A 20,763-nucleotide genomic window follows, 5' to 3' on the forward strand; every position below is an offset into this window, starting at 1 on the left:
CGATCCCCCGTATCGATCTCGGCAGGCTCAGCCCGCTCATTTCGGGGCGGGCGTCTTGTCCTTGAACTTGCACAGATCGGCGATGGCGCAGCGCCAGCATTCGGGCTTTCGCGCCTTGCAGACATAGCGCCCGTGCAGGATCAGCCAGTGATGGGCGCCCTTGAGATAGGCCTGCGGCACGATGCGCGTCAGGCGGTCCTCCACCTCGTCGGGCGTCTTGCCGGGCGCGAGGCGCGTACGGTTGCCGACCCGGAAAATATGGGTGTCCACCGCGATGGTGGGCTGGCCGAAGGCTTCGTTGAGCACGACGTTGGCGGTCTTGCGCCCGACACCGGGGAGTTTGACCAGCTCGTCGCGGGTCTGCGGCACCTCGCCGTCAAATTCGTCCAGGATCATCTGTGAGAGCGCGATGACGTTCTTGGCCTTGTTGCGGAACAGGCCGATCGTCTTGATGTGCTCGCGCACGGCGTCCTCGCCCAGCGCGACCATCTTCGCCGGCGTGTCGGCATCGGCGAAAAGGCGGCGAGACGCCTTGTTCACCCCCACATCAGTGGCCTGAGCCGAGAGCGCCACGGCCACCACCAGCGTGAACGGCGAGTGGTAGTCCAGCTCGGTTTTCGGATCGGGCAAAATCTCCGACAGGCGCGCGAAAATCTCCTCGGCCTGTTCGCGGGTGAGGCCGGGCGGGCGGCGTTTTGCGGCCCTCTTCTTCGCTGGCTTCTGCGCCTCAGCCATCGGAGCGCTCCAGCCCCTCCACCGCGAACACCGCCCAGGGCCATTGATTATCGCTCAGGTCGGCGAGCGCCGCGTCTGTGTCGCGCGGCCAGATGAGGATGGCCGGCCCCAGCCCGCCGATGGCCAATGGCTCGCCGTCGCGGCGCAGCGCGAGGATGGGCTCGTGGGCGGCGAGGTCTTCAGCTGTCACCTCGACCTGATAGCCGTCCACGGCGGTGAGACGCGCGCCGGCGCCCGGCGCGCCGATCTCGTGCAGCAGAAGCGAAAGCCGCGGGCCGGACCAGCGCGACGCGTCAGCGCCAAGAGGATAGCCGGTTTCGATCACGCTCTGCGGCAGGGCGGCGAGGTCTGCGGCGGTAAGCGCGGTGGCCGGCCCGGCCAGGCTCCAGGTGTTGTAAAGCCCCAGCGGCTCCGGCGTCATTTCGCCGTCTCCATGAAACACGGTGATGAGGACGGGGCCCGAGACGGGTTCAGCCGGAGGCGTGCACGCGGCGAGCAGGGCGATAATCGGCGCGGCGATCACGAACAGGCGCATGGAAAGCTCCGCTCCTAAGGGCGACAAGGCTTAGCCCGCGCGCCGGGTTGGCTCAAGATGATCGGCGGCGGTGTGGAGCTCAGGCGATGCGGGCCGAGCCGGCATAATTAAAGCTGGCGAATTTCGGAGATTTAGGCAGATAGTCCATCTCCAGCCGCTCCATTGCGAGCCCAGCTCCGGTGATCAGATCGTCGATTCTGCGCGTCAGGTGACAGCCGCCGGCGATGGGCTTCCACACCGGCTCGATACGCCTTTGCCATTTATAGACGCCGGCGTCCGGCGACCGGCCATGCTCGGAGAACAAAAGCCGCCCGCCGGGTTTGAGCACTCGGCGCATTTCGGCGAGCGCGGCGTTCACATCGGGGATGGTGCAGGCGGTGTAGGTGAGCACCACCGTGTCCATGCTGGCGTCCTCCAGCGGGATCGCCTCGGCGGAAAGATCGATCACCTCCACGGGCACCGGCGCGGCGGCGATCGCGCCGGCGGCCTTGCGGCGCATGCCCTCGCTGGGCTCCAGCGCGAACAGGCGCGAGACCTTCGAAGGATCATAAAAGTCCAGATTCGGCCCGGCGCCGAAGCCCACCTCCAGCACGCGGCCTTCAGCGGCCGGCACGATCTGGGAGCGCTTTTTCATGATCTGCGGGGCGCCGCAGGCGAGCCCGATCAGATGGGGCAGGATTTGGTTTTCGTAAAATGACATGCGCGGAGTCTAGCAGAGCCGGAGCCGGTGCGCGCTCAGCTTTTGCGCCGCGCCGCAGCCAGTTCGGGGCGGCCGTTCTCTTCGGGCACTATCGGGTCCACCACGCTCATCTCGCCCTGGGCTCTGGGATCGCCGCCGGCGCGCGCTGCGGCTTCCGCGAAGAAGCGGATATGCTGGTTGAAGACCTGCTGGGTGTAGATTCCGAAATGGTTCGCGCCCCTTACCAGCGCCGCATATTTCGGTCCCGTGGCGGCGTCATAGAGCCTGCGCCCGCGGCCCATCGGGATCACCCGGTCATGGTCGCCATGAATCCACAGGATCGGCGCGGTCACACGCTGGATCTGGCGGATGGAGTCGTAGCGCTCGCGAAAGATCATGCGAGGCAGAAGCCAGGCGGTGCGCGAGCGCACGATGTCGCGCAAGGAATCGTATGGCGCATGGAGGACAACGCCGCCCACGCTCCGGCCCGCGCCCAGCTGCACCGCCGTGCCCGAGCCCAGGCTCTCGCCGTAGACCACGATGGAGTGGGCGGGAACGCCCGCCTTCACCAGCCCATCAAACACGTGCTGCGCGTCGGCCACATTATGCTTTTCGCTGGGCCTCCCGGTGGACCCGTTGAAACCGCGATGGGCGAGCGCTGTGAAGCCCCAGCCGGCCGCCAGAAACATGCGAAAAAAGCGCGCCCGGCGCCACAGGGCCCGCCGGTTGCCGTGCAGATAGAGAATATGGGGCGCGCCCTCCCACACCGGATCGGCGCGCCACAGCACCAGCGTCTGCCCATCGGGGGTCTTCGTCTCGTCTTCGTGGGCGCGCTCCAGGCCCAGATCAGCCGGATCCATCCTCGTGGGGTCGGTGAGATATAGAATGCGGCCCTGGAGGACGAACAGGATGGCCCAGATGAGATACAAGCCTCCCAGCCCGGCGAGCCCATAGAGCAGCCAGTCCGGAGTCGCCTCCCACGCGCCTAGCCCAAGCACGCGCGCTCGGTTCAGAAAATCATCCAGCCCCAACGCCTGGTCCCCTCTGGCGTTTCAAGCCGGCCATGGAAGACCCAAGGGGCGCTGAAGTCCATGGGGGCGCGGCTGATTAGAGGTGAGGTGCGGCGCATAGGACCCAGGCTCGCGCTCCGGGATAGTGCGGCCGGATGTTGGTCAGGGCCGCCCCGGAAAACTTTCCACGTACTCGATCTTGAAGTCGGCAAAGCTCTCCACGAACCGGACGGTGAAATCTGGAAAACTGTCCACGAATTTCCATTCACCGCAGGAATCCGCGAAGGACTCCACCGATTTCACCTTCAGGTCGGCAAAACTCTCCACGATTTCAACGGTGAAGTCGGGAAAGCTGTCCACCACTTGCACCTCTCCATAAAGCGGGACGCCGTCCAGCGTGCAGTCAGCTTTGATCTCGGGATCAGCGGCGAGGAGCATGAGAGCGATCATGGGCCAAGAATGTACGGCGTCGTCTGAACGGTGGATGAGCGCGCCTTCAGCGCGGCGGCGAAGAATGCGCCCGATCAGCCGCCGCGCTGCACCCCGCCCTCTCGCCATCGCGGACCATCGCCGCTAGGTTCTGGCGCAATGTAAATAAGCCATACGGGAGGATATCCATGGCCGAGAAGGATCTGTCGCTGGAGGGCAAAGTGGCCCTGGTCGCAGGCGCAAGCCGCGGCATCGGGGAAGCGACCGCCAAGCGTCTGGCGCGCAACGGCGCCAACGTCATCTGCTCCAGCCGCAAGATCGCCGACTGCGACCGCGTCGCCAAGGAGATCGAGGCCGAAGGCGGCAAGGCGCGCGCCATGGTGCTGCACCTGGGCGAATCCGAACACCGCGAAGCGGCCATGGCTGACATCAAGGCCAAGGAAGGCCGGCTGGACATCCTTGTGAATAACGGCGCGACCTCGCCCCATTTCGGTGAGGCGATCGAGTGTCCGGAATCGGCCTGGGACAAGACCTTCGACGTCAATGTGAAAGGCGTGTTCTACCTGTCGGCGCTGGCGATCCAGGAATTCATGAAGCCGCAAATGTCGGGCTCCATCGTCAACGTGGCCTCCATCAACGGCATGCGCCCGGGCTTCTTTCAGGGCGTGTACTCCATCACCAAGGCTTCGGTGATCTCCGTGACCCAGGTGCTCGCCCAGGAATGCGGCGCCTTTGGCGTGCGCGTGAACGCGCTGTGCCCGGGCCTGACGGAGACAAAGCTCGCCAGCGCCCTCACCTCCAACCCCGAGCTCGCCGACATGATGAAGCGTAACTTCTCCATCCAGCGTGTCGGACAGCCCGAGGACATGGCGGCGGCGATTCACTATCTCGCCAGCGACGCGTCCAGCTACATGACCGGCCAGTGCCACATCGTGGACGGCGGCATCACCGCGCGCGGACCGCTTTAAGAGCGTGCCCGGCCTGATCGACATCTCTCCGGCGGTCTCGCCGGCGACGCCGGTCTGGCCGGGCGACACGCCCGTCTCATTTGACCGAACCTGGGACATGGCCGGCGGCTCGCCGGTCAATGTCTCCAGAACGGTGATGAGCACTCATACCGGAGCCCACGCAGACGCGCCCCTGCACTATGCCGAAGACGGCGCGGACATCGCCTCGGTGAGCCTTGAACCCTATATCGGGGCGGCCACCGTCATCCACGCCATCGGCGCTCGCGGGCGGGTGAGCCTCGCGCAAGCCCTCGCCGGGCTCGCAGACGCCGGCGTGACCAAGCCCGACCCGCGGCTTTTGATCCGCACCTATCTCAGCGCGCCGCAAGCAGTCTGGGACGACGCCTTCTGCGCGGTGGAGCCGACGCTGATCGACTGGTTTGCAGACCAGGGCGGGTTACTTATCGGGATCGATACGCCGTCGCTCGATCCCCAGGACAGCAAGACCATGGACGCCCACATCCGCGTCGCCGCCCGCGACTTACGCATTCTGGAAGGCCTGGTGCTCGATCACGCCGCGCCCGGACGCTATGAGCTGATCGCCCCGCCGCTTAAACTTTCAGGGCTCGACGCCGCGCCGGTGCGCGCGATTCTAAGGGAGCTCTGAATGCCCGATATCGCCGTCACCAACCGCGCAGACGCGAAGGCGCTCGACCGCGACGATCCGCTGGGCGCCAAGCGCGACGCCTTCGATATTCCGGACGGGGTCGTCTATCTCGACGGCAATTCGCTGGGCCCCCTTCCCAAGGCGGCGCGCGAGGCGCTGCACCACGCCATCGAAACCGAATGGCGCACCGATCTCATCAAGAGCTGGAACACCGCGGGCTGGATTGATCTGCCCACGCGCACCGGCGACCGCATCGCGGCGCTTATCGGCGCGCCGGCCGGCAGCGTGATCTGTGCGGACAGCGTCTCGGTCAATCTTTTCAAGCTCGCTGCGAGCCTCGTCACCAGAGGGGCAGGCCTGGTGGCGGTGGAGCGCGGCGATTTTCCCACCGACGGCTATATCCTTGAAGGCCTCGCGCGGCTGTCCGGCGCCGGGTTTTCGCTCATCGATCCGGGCGCAGGCGTCGCCGGCCTTCCTGAGGCGAGCGGCGTTCTGGTGCGAAGCGCGGTGCACTACAAGACCGCCGAAATCGTCGACATCGAAGCCGAGGAAGCCGAGGCGGCCCGTCTGGGCGCCACAATCATCTGGGATCTCTCCCACGCGGTGGGTCTGGTGGACACCCGGCTTGAAGACTGCGGCGCGCGCTATGCGGTGGGCTGCGGGTATAAATATCTCAATGGCGGACCGGGCGCGCCCGGCTTCGTCTACGCCCACCCCAGCGTCGCCGGCGATCTCGCCCAGCCGCTGTCAGGCTGGATGGGTCATGTCAGCCCGTTCGAATTCACCGACGGTTACCGCCCCGCAGACGGGATCAAGCGCTTTGCGGCCGGAACGCCGCCCATATTGTCCATGACCGCGCTTCACGCCTCGCTTGGGCTCTATGAAGGGCTCAATCTGTCGGCGCTGGAGGCCAAGGCCCGCGCGCTTGGCGATCTGTTCCTGTCGCGCATCGCGCCGCTGGAGTTGGACTGCGTGTCGCCAGGGATCGGCGCCAGGCGCGGCGGCCATGTGAGCGTGCGCCATGAAGACGGCTACGCCATCGTTCAGGCGCTCATCGCGCGCGGGATCATCGGTGACTTTCGCGCGCCCGACCTGATGCGCTTCGGATTCTCGCCGCTGATCCTGTCCTATGCCGACGTGTTCGACGCCGCCGAGGCGCTGGTGGACGTGGTGGAGAGCGGCGCGTTCAAGGCCGACCAATTCAGCCGGCGCGGCGCTGTTACCTAGCCGGGGCCCAGCCTGGACCTGGCCGGGACCTATTGCCAGCGGATGTCCGCGTCCGGCGTCACCGCGTCAAACGAGGGGCGGGCGAAGAAATAGCCCTGGTAGAGATAGACGCCGACATCAGTGAGCGCTTTCAGCTCGGCGGCCTCTTCGACGCCCTCGGCGATCACCCCGATCCCGAATTTCGAGCACATATCCACCATATTGCCCACAATCACCTTCTGAATGCGGCTCTTGTGGATGCCCGCGATCAGTTTGGCGTCCAGCTTGACGATGTCCGGCATGACCGAGGCGAACAGGGTCAGGCCCGAGCTTCCCGCCCCGAAATCGTCAATGGCGGTGATGAACCCCATCTCCTTGTAGGATTCCACGATGGTGGTGAAGTGATCAATGTCCGCGATGGCTTCATGCTCGGTCATTTCGAACATGACGCGCTCGATGGGAAAATTCGCCGCCTGGGCCGCCGCGATGGTGGTGCGCAGGCAGGTCTCCGGATCATAGACCGAGTTGGGCATGGTGTTCAGCGACAGCATCTCGCGCCGGGCGCCCAGATGGTGCGCGGCCGCCTTCACAGCCGCGATGCGGCATTTGCGGTCAAACGCATGAACATTGAGACTGTCCACAGCGGCGAGAATCTCGCCTGCGCTTTGTCCTTCCGGACCGCGCACCAGAGCCTCCTGCGCGAACACCGAGCGGTCCCGAATGTCCACGATGGGCTGGAAGGCGAATTTGAGATCCACTGGCACCGGTTGTGCGCAGGCACAATTTTCAGTCCCTTCAAGCGCGGGCGCACAGGGTTTGGATTTGGGGGTCATTTCGCATCCTCGTTTCTTGCCCAACACACTGACAAAGAACGATTGATACTGAGTTAAGCACGATGCTTGTGAGTACGCTCCAAAAGCGTCGCGACGGGCGCCGCGAACGCTTCCCCGCGAGCCGCGCCCTGATAAGCTCGCGCTGCGCCAAGGTTTGGGGAGGCTCTCATGGTCAAATGGTTGATACGCGCCGGGTTCGCCCTGGCGGCTCTGGTTCTGATTCTGACGCTTGCGGCCGCCGCCTTCCTTGTGGAGCGCTTCAACGCCTCCAAGCCGGTGGAGAGCGGCGAGATCGCACTGCCGGGCTTTGACGGCGAGGCGCAGGTTGTGCGCGACGACAACGGCGTCGCGCATATCTTCGCCGGAAGCGACGCCGAGGTCTTCTTTGCGCTGGGCTTCACCCACGCCTCAGAGCGCTTCTTCCAGATGGATCTGACCCGCCGCTATATGCGCGGACGCCTCGCAGAGCTGTTCGGCGCCGACTATGTGCGCGTCGATGCGCGCACCCACACGCTGGGCTATCCGGAACTGGCCCTGAGCCTTGTCAACGAAATGGGCGATCAGACGCGTAGCGTGGTTGAGGCCTATGTGGCCGGGGTCAACGCCCGCCTCGCCCGGGGCTCGGTGGCGCCGGAATACGTCATCGTCCGCGCGACACCTCAGCCCTGGAGCGTGGAGGACACCGCTGCGGTGCTGCTCTCATTCGCCGACAATCTCGCTGCGGGCGAGGGCGAGGATATTGATCGGGCGCGGCTGTCCGACATTCTTTCGCGCGACCAGCTGGACGCTTTTCTCGCCAGGTTTCCCGACTGGGCGCCGACGACGCTGAAGGAGTCCGATGTGCGCGCAGCCCTGGACGGGGTGACCGTTCGAGAGCTCGGTCCCCCGCCCGAAGCCCGGCCCAATACTCAATCTGCGGCCCAACCCGACAATCTTCCCGGATCAAACGCCTGGATCATCGCCGGCCGGCGCTCCGCCACCGGCCGCCCGATCCTGGCCAACGATCCCCATCTGGGCCTCTCCAGCCCGGCGATCTGGTATTTCGCTCGCCTCAATCTTGAATCCGGCCCGGTGATCGGCGCCACGGCGCCTGGCGCGCCCTTCGTGCTTCTGGGGCGGAACGCCTCGGGCGCGTGGGGCTTCACAAACACCGGGTTCGACGTCATCGACCATGTGGAGCGCGATCCCGCCCGGACCGAGACCACGCAGCGCACCGTGGAGATCGCCGTGCGCGGCCGGCGCGAGCCCGAGCAGATCACCCTGACACAAACCGGCGAGGGGCCGGTCCTGTCTTCAGCCTGGTTCGACCTCTCCGCCTTTGACCCCGACGCGCTTGTGGTGCGCCGCTCAACCCTGGACGATCCGGGCAATCGCGGCGCCGATGCGGCGCTCGGCATTATGCTGAGCCGGGACTGGGAGAGCTTTGTAGAGGCAGGTCGCGGCTTCACCGCGCCCATGCAGAACATGCACTATGCCGGCGTTGACGGGACGATCGGCTACACGACCGCCGGCCTATTGCCGATCCGCGATCCCGAGACCGGCGACTGGACCGGCTTCACACCCTTCGAGCAATTGCCCCGCGTCGCCAATCCGTCCGTCGGATACATCGCCTCCGGCAACAATCTGGTGGCCGGAGACGCCTATCCCCGCCCCCTGCCCGGCAGTTACAGCGTCTATCGCGCGCCGCGCATCGAAGCGATGCTCGAGCAAACCGAGCGCCATGATCTGGACAGCTTCGCCGCCATGCAGATGGACGTCACCAGCGAGCATGTCCGCCGGATCATGCCGGCGCTTCTGGGTTCGGAACCGGAAAGTCAGCTTGGCGCACAGGCCCTGGCCATGCTGGAAAGCTGGGACGGAGCTCTGGACGTGGATGCGCCGGAGGGCCTCATCGTCTCGGCCTGGCTACGCGTGCTTTCCAGCACGATCTGGAACGACGAGCTGGGCGCCGCAGCGCGTTTTTACAACCAGCCCCGGCGGGCCTTTCTTGAATCCGTGCTCATGGGCGATAAGGTCGGCTGGTGCGATGATGTACGCACCGGCGGCGTGGAGAGCTGCGCCGTCACCGCCGGTCTCGCGCTGGACGCCGCCATGAGCGAAACCGCGCGCCGCTACGGAGATAATCTATCCGCCTGGCGCTGGGGCGACGCCCACCACGCAGTCTTCAGCCATCCGCTGGGCGCGATTCCGGTGCTCGGCTCCATGTTTGAAAATCACGTCCCGGTCCCCGGCGACGGCTCCACGGTGAACGTCTCACATTTCCGATATGAATCCGGTAATTACGACGCCGTCCATGCGGCCAGCCTGCGCGCGATCTATGACCTCGCCGATTTGAACCGCTCGCGCTTCATGTTCGCTCCAGGACAGAGCGGGCATCCGCTCTCGCCCCACCACGGCGACCTGACCGAACGCTGGGCGGCCGGAGAGTATTTTGAAATCCGAGATGACTGGGACCCGCAAACGGCGCCTGATGGTTCGAGGACGCTGTTTTTGTCGGGGGAGTGAGTCGCGCACGGCTGAAACAGCAGCTCTGTGCGTCGGCGATCGCCGGCACAAGGCTTAAGACGTCCTGCTGCCGGCGGCGGGCGCCTAAGCCGCGCTGATCTTGGCCGGGCTCACCACTTCGTTGGCCTCGTCCAGAAGCACCACTTCCGGCTTCCAGTTGCGGGCCGTCTCAGCGTCCATCATGGCGTACGACACCACGATGATACGATCGCCGGGCTGGGCCAGGCGCGCAGCCGCGCCATTGATCCCGAACACTTTCGAGCCGCGCGGCGCGGTGATGGCGTAGGTGGTGAAGCGCTCGCCGTTATTGATGTTGAGCACATCCACCTGCTCGTTCGGCAGGATGCCCGCGGCCTCCAGCAGATCGGCGTCGATGGAGATCGAGCCTTCATAGTGCAGGTCGGCCTGCGTCACCACGGCGCGGTGGAGCTTGGCCTTCATCATGGTCAGCTGCATGGCGTCCTTCCCGAACCGCGCGAGAGCGGCGTCAGCGGTCATGTTGCGGCGCGGTATAGCCTATCTTTACGCAGGTTTTAAGAGGCTTGCGTGCTGATCCGACATATGGACGTCGTCAGGCCTGAATGAAAGGGGGGTGCAGATGACCCGGTTCGCCATCGCGCAGACCATCGCCACGAACGATATCGAGACCAATATTGCGCGCGCCGAAACGCTGATAGCGCAGGCCGGCGCAGGCGGCGCGCGCCTGCTCGTGTTTCCCGAGATCCACCTCACCCCGTTCTTCCCCAAGCATAAAGGCCGCGACGCCAGCGCCTGGGCCATGCGCGAAGACGGCGCGGAAATCGCCCGCCTGGCCGCAGCGGCGAAGGCGGCCGATATCGTTGTGGTTTCAAACCTCTATATCGAAAACAGCGCCGGCGAGCGCCATGACTCCAGCCCGGTGATCGACGCCGATGGCACAGTGCTGGGACTGTCGCGCATGAACGAGATCTCCCAGTTCGACGGGTTCTGGGAGCAGGACTATTACGCCCCGGGCGACGGCTGGCCGGTCTATGACACTGCCGCCGGGCGGATCGGGGTCGTGATCTGCTATGACCGGCACTTCCCCGAGAGCTATCGGGCCTGCGCCAAGGCCGGCGCCGAGCTGATCGTCACGCCAACCTGTATTGAGGCGGACGAACCGCTGGATTTGTTCGAAGCGGAGATGCGCACGCTCGCCTATCAAAACTGCGTCTACGCCGCGCTGGCCAATCGGTGCGGACCAGAAGAGACACGGCGCTACGCCGGCGCCTCGCTGATCACCGGGCCGGACGGCGCGGTGCTGGCGAAAGCCGGTGGCGGCGAGCAGCTCCTCTACGCCGAGATGGACCTTGGCGCCCGGCGCGCGCGGGCAGAGGCGCTGGGCTGGCTGAGCAGCCGTACCGCGCGCGGCGGCGAACGCGCCTTATCGCGCTCAATTCGCTAAGGGTCTTGACCGCTACGCCCAACACATCGCGATACCGGTTCCTTGTTTTTTCTGGGTGTTCACTCTTGATGAACAGCCCCCCAAGGGCCAGAACCGCCATATCCGCCTCCCTGTCTGGAACCTGAAGGGTCCGCCATGAGCGCCACGCCGTCCAATCACTTCACCCATCTTGAATGCGCCATGACCGGCGAACGGGTGGAGAAAGATCAGCCGCAGAACCTGTCCCCGAAGGGCTGGCCGCTGCTGGCGCGCTATGATCTGGACACCCTGAAGGTCTCGGCTGACCGCGACGCCATTGCGGCGCGCAACGCGGTCTGCTTTCCAGGCTTCTGGAAATGGCGCGAGCTTCTGCCCGTGGCGCGCGACGAGGATGTGGTGAGCCTTGGCGAGGTCGATACGCCGCTGGTGGAAACACCTGTCAGCGCGCGCGAAATCGGTCTCACCGGCCCGCTTCTTGTGAAGGATGAAGGCCGGCTTCCCACCGGCAGCTTCAAGGCGCGCGGCCTCGCGCTGGCGGTGTCCATGGCCAAATCCTACGCCATTACGCGCATGGCGATGCCCACCAACGGCAACGCAGGCGCAGCGCTGTCGGCCTATGGGGCGCGCGCAGGCATGGAGACCTATTCCTTCTGTCCCGAAGACACGCCGGATGTGAATGTGCGCGAGATCGCCGCTCAGGGCGGCCATGTCTACCGCGTCAACGGGTTGATCCATCAGTGCGGCGCGCTCGCCGCCTCCTTGAAGGAGGAGATGGGCTGGTTCGACGTTTCAACCTTGAAGGAGCCCTACCGGATCGAGGGCAAGAAAACGATGGGGATCGAACTCGCCTTCCAGCTTGGCTGGACCCTGCCCGACGCAATCTTCTACCCCACGGGCGGCGGCACCGGCTTGATCGGCATGTGGAAGGCCTTCGACGAGATGGAAAAACTGGGATGGATCGGCTCGGAGCGTCCCAAGATGTTCGCGGTCCAGGCCGAGGGCTGCGCGCCCATCGTCAAGGCGTTTGAGGCCGGCGAGGAGCACGCGCCGGAATGGCTGGACGCCCACACATTCGCCGCCGGCATCCGCGTGCCCAAAGCGATCGGCGATTTCCTGATCCTGCGGGCGGTTCGCGAGAGCGGCGGCGCGGCGCTTGCCGTCAGCGACACCCAGATCGAAGCGGCCCGCGATCTGTGCGGGCGCGGCGACGGCCTGCTTTTATGCCCTGAAGGCGCGGCGACCCTGGCGGCGGCGAAGCGCGCCATTGAAGAGCGCATGATCGAGCGAGACGCCCGGGTAATGTTGTTCAATTGCGGCTCGGGGCTGAAATACCCGCTGCCGGACCGCTCGCGCTTCATCGACCGTAGCCAAGCGGTTAGCGCGGCGTCATTGTCCTAGCCGTCCGTATGCGGCTGTGGCTTGTCGCGGCCCGTACGGCGGATATGGCTTCATGCGTCCGCGCCAGTCCCGACACCCCAGCCGCCCCCGCCGGAGGCTCTTTGTAAATGCCCGACACCCCGCGACCCGGCGGCCCCGCCAAAGCCAGCTTAGCGCGTGCGGCGTCGGGGGCGTGGGTCGCGCTGCCGGTCCTCATGGTGGTCTATCTGGTCAACTTCATGGACCGCCAGCTCTTTGCGGTGCTGCAGGAGCAGATCAAGGTCGATCTCGCCCTCAGCGACAGCCAGCTGGCGCTTCTGGGCGGAACCATGTTCGCGGTGTTCTACGCCACGCTGGGCCTGCCGCTGGCCTGGCTGGCTGACCGCACCAACCGGGTGCGTCTGGTGGCGCTGGCGTGCGCGGTGTGGAGCATTTTCACCGTCCTGTCAGGGATGGCGACCAACTTTGTGACCATGGCGCTGGCGCGCATCGGCGTGGCGTCGGGCGAGGCGGGCGGGGTGTCACCCTCCTATTCGGTGCTGTCGGATTATTTCCCGCCCGAACGGCGCGGCTTCGCCATCGGCCTGTTCTCCATCGGCGCGCCGCTCGGGCTCATGGCCGGCTCCTATCTGGGAGCCGCAATCGCGGGCGCGCTGGGCTGGCGCTGGGCCTTTATTCTGCTGGGCGCGCCGGGCCTGCTGCTGGCGTTGGGGCTGTTTCTGGCCGTACGCGAGCCGGTACGCGGGCGCTTTGATCCGGGCGTCGAGGCGCCCCGCGAGCCGGCACGTCCGCTGGACGCCATCCGCGCGGTTCTCACTACGCCCAGCCTGATGTTGCTGACGCTGGCCGCTGCAGCCACCAGCTTCGCCGGCTATGGGCTGTATCAGTGGATCCCGAGCTTTCTCCAACGCGCGCAGGGCCTGGAGCTGGAAGCGGTGGGCCGGTTCCTGTCGCCGATCTTTGCGCTGGGCGTGTTCGGCGCGCTGGCCGGCGGCTGGATCGCCGACCGGCTCGGCAAGACGCGCCCGGCCGCCTACGCCCTCGTGCCGGCCGCCACGCTGACCGTCTCGGCGCCGTTCTTCTTCGCCGCCCTGATCACGACCGACGGCCGTCTCTCCTTGCTGCTGCTCACCTTGCCCACCCTGCTCAGCTACGCCTGGATCGGGCCCACCCTGGCTGCCAGCCAGACCCTGTCCAGCCCGGCGGTCCGCGCTTTGGTGGCGGCGATCATGGGCTTTTTCAATAATCTCATCGGCTTTGGCCTCGGCCCGCTTCTGGTGGGCGTGCTCTCCGATACGCTGCAGGGTGCAGGCGCCGCGCCTGGTGAGGCCCTTCGCACTGCGCTGATCGTCGGCGCGGGCGGATATGTGGCCGCCATCACCTTGTTTGTAGCCGCCGGGTTCACTATCCCGCGTGACCTGGCCCGCCGCAATCCGCCCGGCGGCGCCGCAAGCCGGGAGAGCCCGGAGCCAGGCCCGCCAGCGCCGCGCGAACCTTGACAGGCGGGGCCCCGCAGCGCTTGTTGCGCGTCTTTCCCGACCCGCCTTCGTCGCGAGGAGGCCGACCATGACCGCATTCGCCCGAGTCTTTCCCGCCGCGCTCATTACGCTGGTGCTGGCCGCTTGTGGCGCAGATGCGCCGCACGCCGAACCCTCTGCGCCCGCGCGCCCCGCTTTGACTTTGGCCACCGACGCGCTCGGCCCTCACGCCCCAAGCCGCGCCTTTGACGGCGAGACCGTGGCGATCAGCCAGGTGCTGGCGCCCGCTGGAGACGACGGCGTGATCAGTGGTGATGTGGAGAGCCAGACCGGCGCCGCGCTGCGCGTCCTCTCCGACCGGCTGGAAGCGGACGGGCTGACCCTGGCCGATATTGTCCAGCTCACCGTTCATGTGGCTGTGGCCCCGGACGGCTCGCTTGACGCCGATGGCGTGTCGCGCGCCTGGCGGCGCAGCTTCGGCAATCGCATGCAGCCCGCCGCCCCGGCCCGCACCGTTGTGGGCGTCGCCGCCCTGCCCGCGCCCGGCGCGCGGGTCTCGCTTTCCGCGCTGGCCGCCAGGCCGGTTCCCGTTTCCGCCGCCTTCGAGACCGAGACGCCATGATCCCCCGCTACGCCCGCCCTCAAATGACTGAAGTCTGGTCGCAGGAGACCAAGTACCGCATCTGGTTCGAGATCGAGGCCCACGCCACCGACCAGCTCGCCGAGTTGGGCGTCGTGCCCAAGGCCGCCGCCAAATCGGTGTGGAAAGCCAAAGATATGGACTTCGACGTCGCGCGAATCGACGAGATCGAGCGCGAGGTGAAGCACGACGTCATCGCCTTTCTCACACACCTGTCCGAGCTGGTCGGCGAGGACGCGCGCTTTGTGCACCAGGGGCTCACCAGCTCTGATGTCCTGGACACCTGCCTGGCCGTTCAGCTGACCCGCAGCGCGGATCTACTGCTGGAGGGGCTCGACCGGCTTCTGGCGGCGCTGAAGACTCGCGCCCTCGAGCACAAAATGACGGTCTGCATCGGCCGCTCCCACGGCATCCACGCCGAGCCGACCACGATGGGCCTGAAATTCGCGCGCTTTTACGCCGAGTTCGCCCGCGGCCGCGAGCGACTGGTGCGGGCCCGCGAAGCGGTCGCCACCTGCGCCATCTCCGGCGCGGTGGGCACGTTCGCCAACGTCGACCCCAGCATTGAGGCGCATGTGGCCAAAATGCTCGGCCTCACCCCGGAGCCGGTCTCCACCCAGGTGATCCCGCGCGACCGCCATGCCGAGTATTTCTCGGCGCTGGCGATCATCGCCTCCTCGATCGAGAATCTGGCCGTGGAGGTGCGCCATCTGCAGCGCTCCGAAGTGCGTGAGGCGCAGGAATATTTCTCCAAGGGGCAGAAGGGCTCCTCGGCCATGCCCCACAAGCGCAACCCGATCCTGACCGAGAACCTCACCGGCCTTGCGCGCCTCGTGCGCTCGGCCGCGGCGCCGGCGCTGGAGAATGTCGCCCTCTGGCATGAGCGCGACATCTCCCATTCCAGCGTGGAGCGCGGCATCGGCCCGGACGCCAACATCCATCTCGATTTCGCCCTGCACCGCGCCGCGGGCATGATTGAAGGCCTGATCGTGCATGCCGATCGCTGCCGCGAGAATCTGCAGGCCTATGGCGGTATTCACAATTCCCAACGCGTCCTGCTGGCCCTGACCCAGGCCGGCGCCAGCCGCGAGCAGAGCTATACGCTGGTGCAGCGCAACGGCATGAAAACCTGGGACGAGGGCGGCCAGCTTGTGGAGCATCTAAAAGCGGATGACGGCGTCACGGCCCTGCTCTCCAACGAACAGATCGAAGCCTGCTTTGACGAGGCCTATCACCTCAAGCATGTGGACACGATCTTCGCGCGGGTGTTCACGGGCGGCTGATGCCTGGCAGGCGAGGTCGCTCCCAAAGCCGCCCGCCTTGACGGCGCCGCATTCGCAAGGCGCCCTTGGCCGGCCCAGCAAATCGGAGCCGTTCATGCGCTTTTCCGCTCGCCTCGCCGCAAGTTTCGCCCTTTGCGTCCTCGCCGCTCCCGCTCTCGCCCAGAGCCCGGCCACCGCGCCGTCTGAGTATGAGGACGCGCGCGGGGCGCCTTTCGGCGCCTACGAATCGGTGGCGTTCGAGATCTTGCAGACGCCCCTGGACGCCGTGGGCGGTGGGCTGGCGATGCGGATCGAGGCGCGCCTGGGCGAAGACTGGGCGGCGTGGCGCAGCGGCGCCGAAGGCGACTACATTCTGGTGGATATGGCCGCCAGGCGCCGCCTCACCTTTCCCTTCGGAACCGACGCGGTGGAGAGCACCAGTCTCTACGCCGAGGCGCGGCGGCGCCTGGATATCTATGCCGGCCTGTCGCGGGGCGGGCAGGCGGAGATGATCCGATTTGGCGACGCCGGCGAATTTGATCGGACCTGGCTGGAGGCCGCCATGGGCCTGGCCGCCAATGCGGACGTGCTCGACATTACCGAAACCGAGACGGGCTTTGAAGCCAGCCTGAAGGGCGAGAAGGTGTTCTCGGCGGATTATGGCCCGGTCGATGAGGTCGAAGGCGCTGAGGGAGAAAGCGGCGCAAGCGCCTGCGACACCGCGCCCCTGACTGGAGACGCCGCGGCGTCGGCGCGCACCCTGGTGCGCCACGTTGCGCCGCTGCATCCAGACATCATGGCGCGCCTGGCCCAGGAAGAGCGCTTTCCCTGCGCCTTTGATTTTCTGGTCTATAGCCCCGAAAGCCCGAACGGACGGCGCGAGGCGTGGGTGCTTGAAGAGTTTGAGTCCGGCGGTCCGGTGCTACCCGGCGATCTGGACGCCGTCCCGCCGCAGGCGGCGCTGATCGGCGCGGCGGGCGAGGCGGCTATGGCCGCGGTGCGCGCCGGCTCCGAGGACGCCGCGCCCGATTCGGTCTCGTTCTTTGAGGTCGCCGCCGATTTGCGCCGTCAGGGCGATTTCGCCGGCGCGTTTTTGACCACCACACAGGAAAACCACCATTTCGGCCCCTGCCCGGCCGAAGCGGTTGGAAGCGGGCGTCTCGCCTGCCAGGAAGTGCGGGCGCTCACCGCCGCCGGCATCGGCGATGCGGACTTTGAACGAGTCCTGGAAGGAACCGCCGCTGTGCGCGAGGGCGACCACGCCACCGCGGTGGGGCGCCTCTCCGCCTTCATTGATCGCGACGACGCCGCCGGCGCCGCGGCGCGCATCCTTGTGGCCAACGAGTTGGTCGCCTGGGGCCGGGAAGGCCTTGAAAGCCGGCCCGATCTGGATCCGGCGGCGCTCTTGTCGGAAGCCATCGTGCTGGACCCCTATGCGCCGGACGCCTACTGGCATCTGGCCCGACGCTATCTGGAAGCCGGCGCGCCCCACGCCGCCTGGGTTTTCTTTGATCTTGGCCGTGCGCTTCCGGGCCGCGATCCGACGCCGCTGCTAACCCAGGCCGACGCTCTGGAGCAGCGCCTGGCCGCCCTTGCGCCTGACTGGACAGGGCAAGCCGACATCGGGCTCGAATCGGACCAGCAATAAAGCTTTCTGTTTAGACAGTTTTACGAGGCGTTAACCGCATCACCGGCTCTTGATCATTGAGCAAAGGCATGATGGGAGCGCTCGGAGTCTGATTCCTTGTGGATATACTAGATGTAGGGCCACATCGTCTGGTTTACACAAGATTAACGACTCCGCTACCCTCGGCCAAACCGTTGGAGAGTGAGTCGGCATGCCGTCCGGGGCGCCTTGGAGTGTAAAAGGGATCGATCCACGCGCCCGCGCGACCGCAAAGACGGCCGCGCGCCGGCAAGGCATGACTCTGGGCGAATGGCTCAACCGCGTGATCCTTGATGATGGCGAAATGGCTCCGTCCGGCGACTGGGAGGGCCAGCTCGACAGCTATCCGGGCTTCGGGTCGGGCGGCGGCGACGATGACGATGCCCTGCGCGATGTCGTGCGGCGGCTCACCGACCGCCTTGAAGCGGCTGAACATCGCTCCACGCTAGCCCTGACCGGGGTGGACCAGTCGGTGCTCGCCCTGTCGCGACGTCTTGATTCGATCGAGGACGCCGCCGAGGCGGACGAGGACGCCGCCACCACCGCCCTCACCCGGCTGCGCGCCCAGCATGACGAGCTGATCGAACGGATCCGCAAGCTGGAGCGCCAGGGTCCTGCGCTGGGCGGCGTCGATCCACAGGCGGTGAAGGCGCTGGAGGGCACGATCGGCAAGCTGGCCGGGCGCCTCTACGAGACCGAGCGCGACGTTCGCACCGAGCTCGACAATCTCGCCCGCAAGGACGAACGCCGCCAGGGCCAGGCAGACCGCGCCATGAAGACCCTCACCGAGCGCGTGGAAGAGGCTGAACGACGCGCCCGCCAGGACGGGGAGGATCTGCGCGCGAGAGCCGACAATCAGGACACGCGCGTCGGCGAGGTGCTGTCGGGGCTGCAGGACGCCGCGCGCAATCTGCAGAGCCGCATCATCGCCGCGGAAAACGCCACCCATCGCGCCGCGGAAGCCCTCACCGGCAGCCAGGAGCGCCTGGATGCACGCCTGCGCGAGCTGGAGGCCCGGACCGGCGACGCGGTGGACTCCGATGAAATCCAGCGCCGCTTTGACAGCCTGGGCCGCGAGCTGGCGGACCTGATCCGCGAGACCCGCGCCGACTGCGCCCGCCAGGTGGCGGCGATTTCGGGCAAGAGCGGCGATGCGGGACGCCTTGAGCACGCGCTCACGGCGGCTGAATCGCGCCTGTCCCAGGCTGAAACCCGCCAGAGCGCCGCGCTCACCCGCATCGCAGAAGAGGTCGGGCGCCTCTCGCGCGCGGTGGACGGGCGCATCGCCGAGGCCGAGCGCCGGCTGGAAAGCAAGTTCTCCGAGACCGAAGCCCGGCGCGACACCCGCGAGACCCGCTCCGAGATCGAGGCGCGCCTGGACCGGGTGCGCCAGGAAAACGCCTCTGCGGTTCGCAAGATCGGCGAGCAGGTCGCAAAGCTCGGCGAAAGCCTTTCCGATCGCGTGCACCAGGCTGAACAGCGCAGCGCCCAGGCCGTCGAGGCCGCCGGCGAGCGCATGGCCGAAGTGGTGGAGAAGCTGGAAACCCGGCGCGGCGCGTCTGAGGCCGATCTGGAGGGGCGCATCCGGGCCAGTGAAGAACGCACAGCCCAGCGCATAGAAGACGCCATGAAGGGCGTGCACACCCGCCTGGATCAGGCGCGCGGGGAAACCGCCGACGCCCTGTCGCCGGTGCAGCGCGCCATGACCGCCCTCGCTGAACGGCTTGAAGCGATCGAGACGTCCCGCCACGCGCCGGCGGGCGACGACCAGGCCGCGCCTGATGCGCCGAAAAGACGCCGAAGCGGCGGCGGTGGTGATGACGGCGTTGATGGGGACGGCGATGGCCACAGCCGGTCACAAGCGCCCGACTATTCACAGCCCCTGCCCCAGCCGCCCGGCCTGGCCATGGACGCCTTTGAAGAGGCCGCCGCCGACCCCGGCACGGCGCGCGACGCCTTTGTGGTGGACGCGGAGGCGCCGCGCTCGCAGGCGCCCCGGCGCAAGGCCGCTGCCGCCGCAGCTGAGGACTGGGCGTTCGAAACCAAGGCCGAGCCTGTTGAAGACCCCAAGCCGCAGCGCCGCCCCGCGCGCCTTGGCGCATCGGCGGACGCGGACTTTCTGGAAAACGCCCGCAAAACCGTGCGCGCCAATCGCGGCGCGGTGCAGTGGGACGAGCCGCACGCCGAGCCCGGCGTCGGGCGCGGCCGCATGCTGCTGATAGGCGCGGGCGTGCTGGGCTTCGCGGCTGTGGCGGCGGCGGCCGGCATGCTGGCCCTCGAGGCGTTCAGCGGCCCTGGCCCCGAGACCCGGCGCGCCGCCGATCCGGCCGACGCGCTCTCCAGCCTGTTCGCCGAAGAGACGGGCGCATCGCCGGCTGTGCGCGAAGCGTCGGGCTCTGAGCCCGCTCCTGAAGACGGCTCTGAAACCGCGCCGCAGGACAGCCTGCGCGCCGCGTCACCGGCGAGCGCAGCCGCGGCGGGTGAAAGCGCGCTGAGCGCCGGCATCGAACCGGAGGCCGGAACCAGCCCACCGGCGCCGGCGGAGCAGGACGCCCCTTTTTCTGAAGCCGGCTTGATCCGTGTCGAGCCGGCGACGCTGGAGGCAGCGGCGCGCGCCGGCGATCCGGTGGCGCGCTATCAGCTGGCGGTGCAGCAGCTTGAAGCCGGCGCCGTTCAGGACGCCGCCCGCCTGATGGCACGCGCCGCCGAGCAAGGCGTGCCCGCCGCCATGCGCCGCTATGCCCTGATGCTCCAGGCAGGCGACGGCGTGACGGTCGACCGGGAGGCCTCGCGCGCCTGGATGGTTCAGGCCGCCGAGGCCGGAAACGTTCAGGCGATGCATGACGCAGGCGGCATGTTCATCAACGCAGGCGACACGCCCGACAATCAGGCCACCGCCGCGCGCTGGTTCGAACAGGGCGCGCTGCACGGCGTGCGCGACAGCCAGTTCAACATGGCGCTGCTCTATCAGGAAGGTTTCGGTGTCCCCGTCAGCCCCGCCGACGCCTACGCCTGGTTCACCATCGCCGCTGACGCCGGCGACGCCGACGCAGCCGCGCGCGCCCAGGCCCTGCGCCCCGAACTCACCCCCGAAGCGCGCCGTCAGGCCCAGGCCGCCGCCGCCGGATTCACCGCGCGCGAGAGCGATCCGTCGGCCCAGGGCGTCTATCCGGCCCAGCCCTGGGATCTTGGTGCGAGCGATCTTGCTGCACGCGCACAAGCCTTGTTGGGCGAACTTGGTTATGATCCCGGCCCGGCCGACGGCGTTCTGGGTGACCAGACCCGCCGGGCGCTGGTCCGCTTTCAGCGGGACGCAGGGATCGAACCCGGCGCGCCGTTGACTGCGGATCTGATCGCCCGGTTGGAACGCGCCGCCGCCAGCTAGCGCAAGC

The 20,763-nt window shown here is 67.1% G+C and carries 18 protein-coding genes; 11 read left to right on the forward strand and 7 right to left on the reverse strand.

Annotation, left to right across the window (positions count from 1 at the left end):
• Positions 1–36 precede the first annotated feature (36 nt).
• From nth to ACWCOP_RS11685, 5 genes are all read right to left on the reverse strand, one after another.
• The gene (gene nth, locus ACWCOP_RS11665) at positions 37–735 is read right to left on the reverse strand and encodes an endonuclease III (RefSeq protein WP_478248458.1); all 699 of its coding nucleotides are present in this window, start codon (positions 733–735) and stop codon (positions 37–39) included.
• Entirely contained in the window at positions 728–1,270 is a 543-nt protein-coding gene (locus ACWCOP_RS11670; RefSeq protein WP_478248459.1) for a hypothetical protein, read from the reverse strand. The genes nth and ACWCOP_RS11670 overlap by 8 nt, the downstream gene beginning before the upstream one ends.
• A 79-nt stretch (positions 1,271–1,349) precedes the next feature.
• Positions 1,350–1,970, reverse strand: a complete 621-nt coding sequence (locus ACWCOP_RS11675; protein ID WP_478248460.1) for a class I SAM-dependent methyltransferase — start codon at positions 1,968–1,970, stop codon at positions 1,350–1,352.
• Positions 1,971–2,005: 35 nt separating this feature from the next.
• On the reverse strand, positions 2,006–2,947 hold the full coding sequence (locus tag ACWCOP_RS11680; protein WP_478248462.1) for an alpha/beta hydrolase: 942 nt from the start codon (positions 2,945–2,947) through the stop codon (positions 2,006–2,008).
• 174 nt (positions 2,948–3,121) lie between these two features.
• Complete coding sequence (locus ACWCOP_RS11685) at positions 3,122–3,397, reverse strand: 7(1) septoil knot domain-containing protein (RefSeq protein WP_478248463.1); 276 nt, start codon at positions 3,395–3,397, stop codon at positions 3,122–3,124.
• 179 nt (positions 3,398–3,576) lie between these two features.
• Between ACWCOP_RS11685 and ACWCOP_RS11690 the strand changes: the two genes are divergently transcribed.
• The 3 genes from ACWCOP_RS11690 to ACWCOP_RS11700 are packed head-to-tail and all read left to right on the forward strand — an operon-like array spanning position 3,577 to position 6,229.
• On the forward strand, positions 3,577–4,356 hold the full coding sequence (locus tag ACWCOP_RS11690; RefSeq protein WP_478248464.1) for a glucose 1-dehydrogenase: 780 nt from the start codon (positions 3,577–3,579) through the stop codon (positions 4,354–4,356).
• 4 nt (positions 4,357–4,360) lie between these two features.
• Entirely contained in the window at positions 4,361–5,002 is a 642-nt protein-coding gene (kynB, locus tag ACWCOP_RS11695; protein ID WP_478248465.1) for an arylformamidase, read from the forward strand.
• Complete coding sequence (locus tag ACWCOP_RS11700; RefSeq protein ID WP_478248466.1) at positions 5,003–6,229, forward strand: kynureninase; 1,227 nt, start codon at positions 5,003–5,005, stop codon at positions 6,227–6,229.
• A gap of 29 nt (positions 6,230–6,258) precedes the next feature.
• On the opposite strand, the gene ACWCOP_RS11705 is transcribed toward ACWCOP_RS11700, so the two are convergent.
• Complete coding sequence (locus tag ACWCOP_RS11705; protein WP_478248467.1) at positions 6,259–6,966, reverse strand: EAL domain-containing protein; 708 nt, start codon at positions 6,964–6,966, stop codon at positions 6,259–6,261.
• Between the two features lie 243 nt (positions 6,967–7,209).
• Between ACWCOP_RS11705 and ACWCOP_RS11710 the strand changes: the two genes are divergently transcribed.
• Positions 7,210–9,546, forward strand: a complete 2,337-nt coding sequence (locus ACWCOP_RS11710) for a penicillin acylase family protein (RefSeq protein WP_478248468.1) — start codon at positions 7,210–7,212, stop codon at positions 9,544–9,546.
• Positions 9,547–9,630: 84 nt separating this feature from the next.
• On the opposite strand, the gene panD is transcribed toward ACWCOP_RS11710, so the two are convergent.
• Positions 9,631–10,002 (reverse strand): aspartate 1-decarboxylase, encoded by a 372-nt coding sequence (gene panD, locus ACWCOP_RS11715; RefSeq protein ID WP_478250685.1) that lies wholly within the window; start codon positions 10,000–10,002, stop codon positions 9,631–9,633.
• Between the two features lie 142 nt (positions 10,003–10,144).
• Between panD and ACWCOP_RS11720 the strand changes: the two genes are divergently transcribed.
• From ACWCOP_RS11720 to ACWCOP_RS11750, 7 genes are all read left to right on the forward strand, one after another.
• Positions 10,145–10,969: a carbon-nitrogen hydrolase family protein gene (locus ACWCOP_RS11720; RefSeq protein WP_478248469.1), complete on the forward strand. Its 825-nt coding sequence runs from the start codon at positions 10,145–10,147 to the stop codon at positions 10,967–10,969.
• Between the two features lie 135 nt (positions 10,970–11,104).
• Positions 11,105–12,346 (forward strand): threonine synthase, encoded by a 1,242-nt coding sequence (locus ACWCOP_RS11725; RefSeq protein WP_478248470.1) that lies wholly within the window; start codon positions 11,105–11,107, stop codon positions 12,344–12,346.
• A 107-nt stretch (positions 12,347–12,453) separates the two neighbouring features.
• The gene (locus tag ACWCOP_RS11730; RefSeq protein WP_478248471.1) at positions 12,454–13,824 is read left to right on the forward strand and encodes a spinster family MFS transporter; all 1,371 of its coding nucleotides are present in this window, start codon (positions 12,454–12,456) and stop codon (positions 13,822–13,824) included.
• A gap of 67 nt (positions 13,825–13,891) precedes the next feature.
• Positions 13,892–14,425 carry a Rid family hydrolase gene (locus ACWCOP_RS11735; RefSeq protein ID WP_478248472.1) on the forward strand — a complete coding sequence of 178 codons (534 nt, stop codon included), beginning with the start codon at positions 13,892–13,894 and terminating at the stop codon, positions 14,423–14,425.
• Positions 14,422–15,726 (forward strand): adenylosuccinate lyase, encoded by a 1,305-nt coding sequence (purB, locus tag ACWCOP_RS11740; RefSeq protein ID WP_478248473.1) that lies wholly within the window; start codon positions 14,422–14,424, stop codon positions 15,724–15,726. The genes ACWCOP_RS11735 and purB overlap by 4 nt, the downstream gene beginning before the upstream one ends.
• Before the next feature lie 94 nt (positions 15,727–15,820).
• On the forward strand, positions 15,821–17,353 hold the full coding sequence (locus ACWCOP_RS11745) for a hypothetical protein (RefSeq protein WP_478248474.1): 1,533 nt from the start codon (positions 15,821–15,823) through the stop codon (positions 17,351–17,353).
• Between the two features lie 301 nt (positions 17,354–17,654).
• Positions 17,655–20,756: a peptidoglycan-binding protein gene (locus ACWCOP_RS11750; protein WP_478248475.1), complete on the forward strand. Its 3,102-nt coding sequence runs from the start codon at positions 17,655–17,657 to the stop codon at positions 20,754–20,756.
• The last annotated feature ends 7 nt before the right edge of the window (positions 20,757–20,763 follow it).

The sequence above is a fragment of the Apolloniradiicaulis salifontis genome (assembly GCF_053756655.1).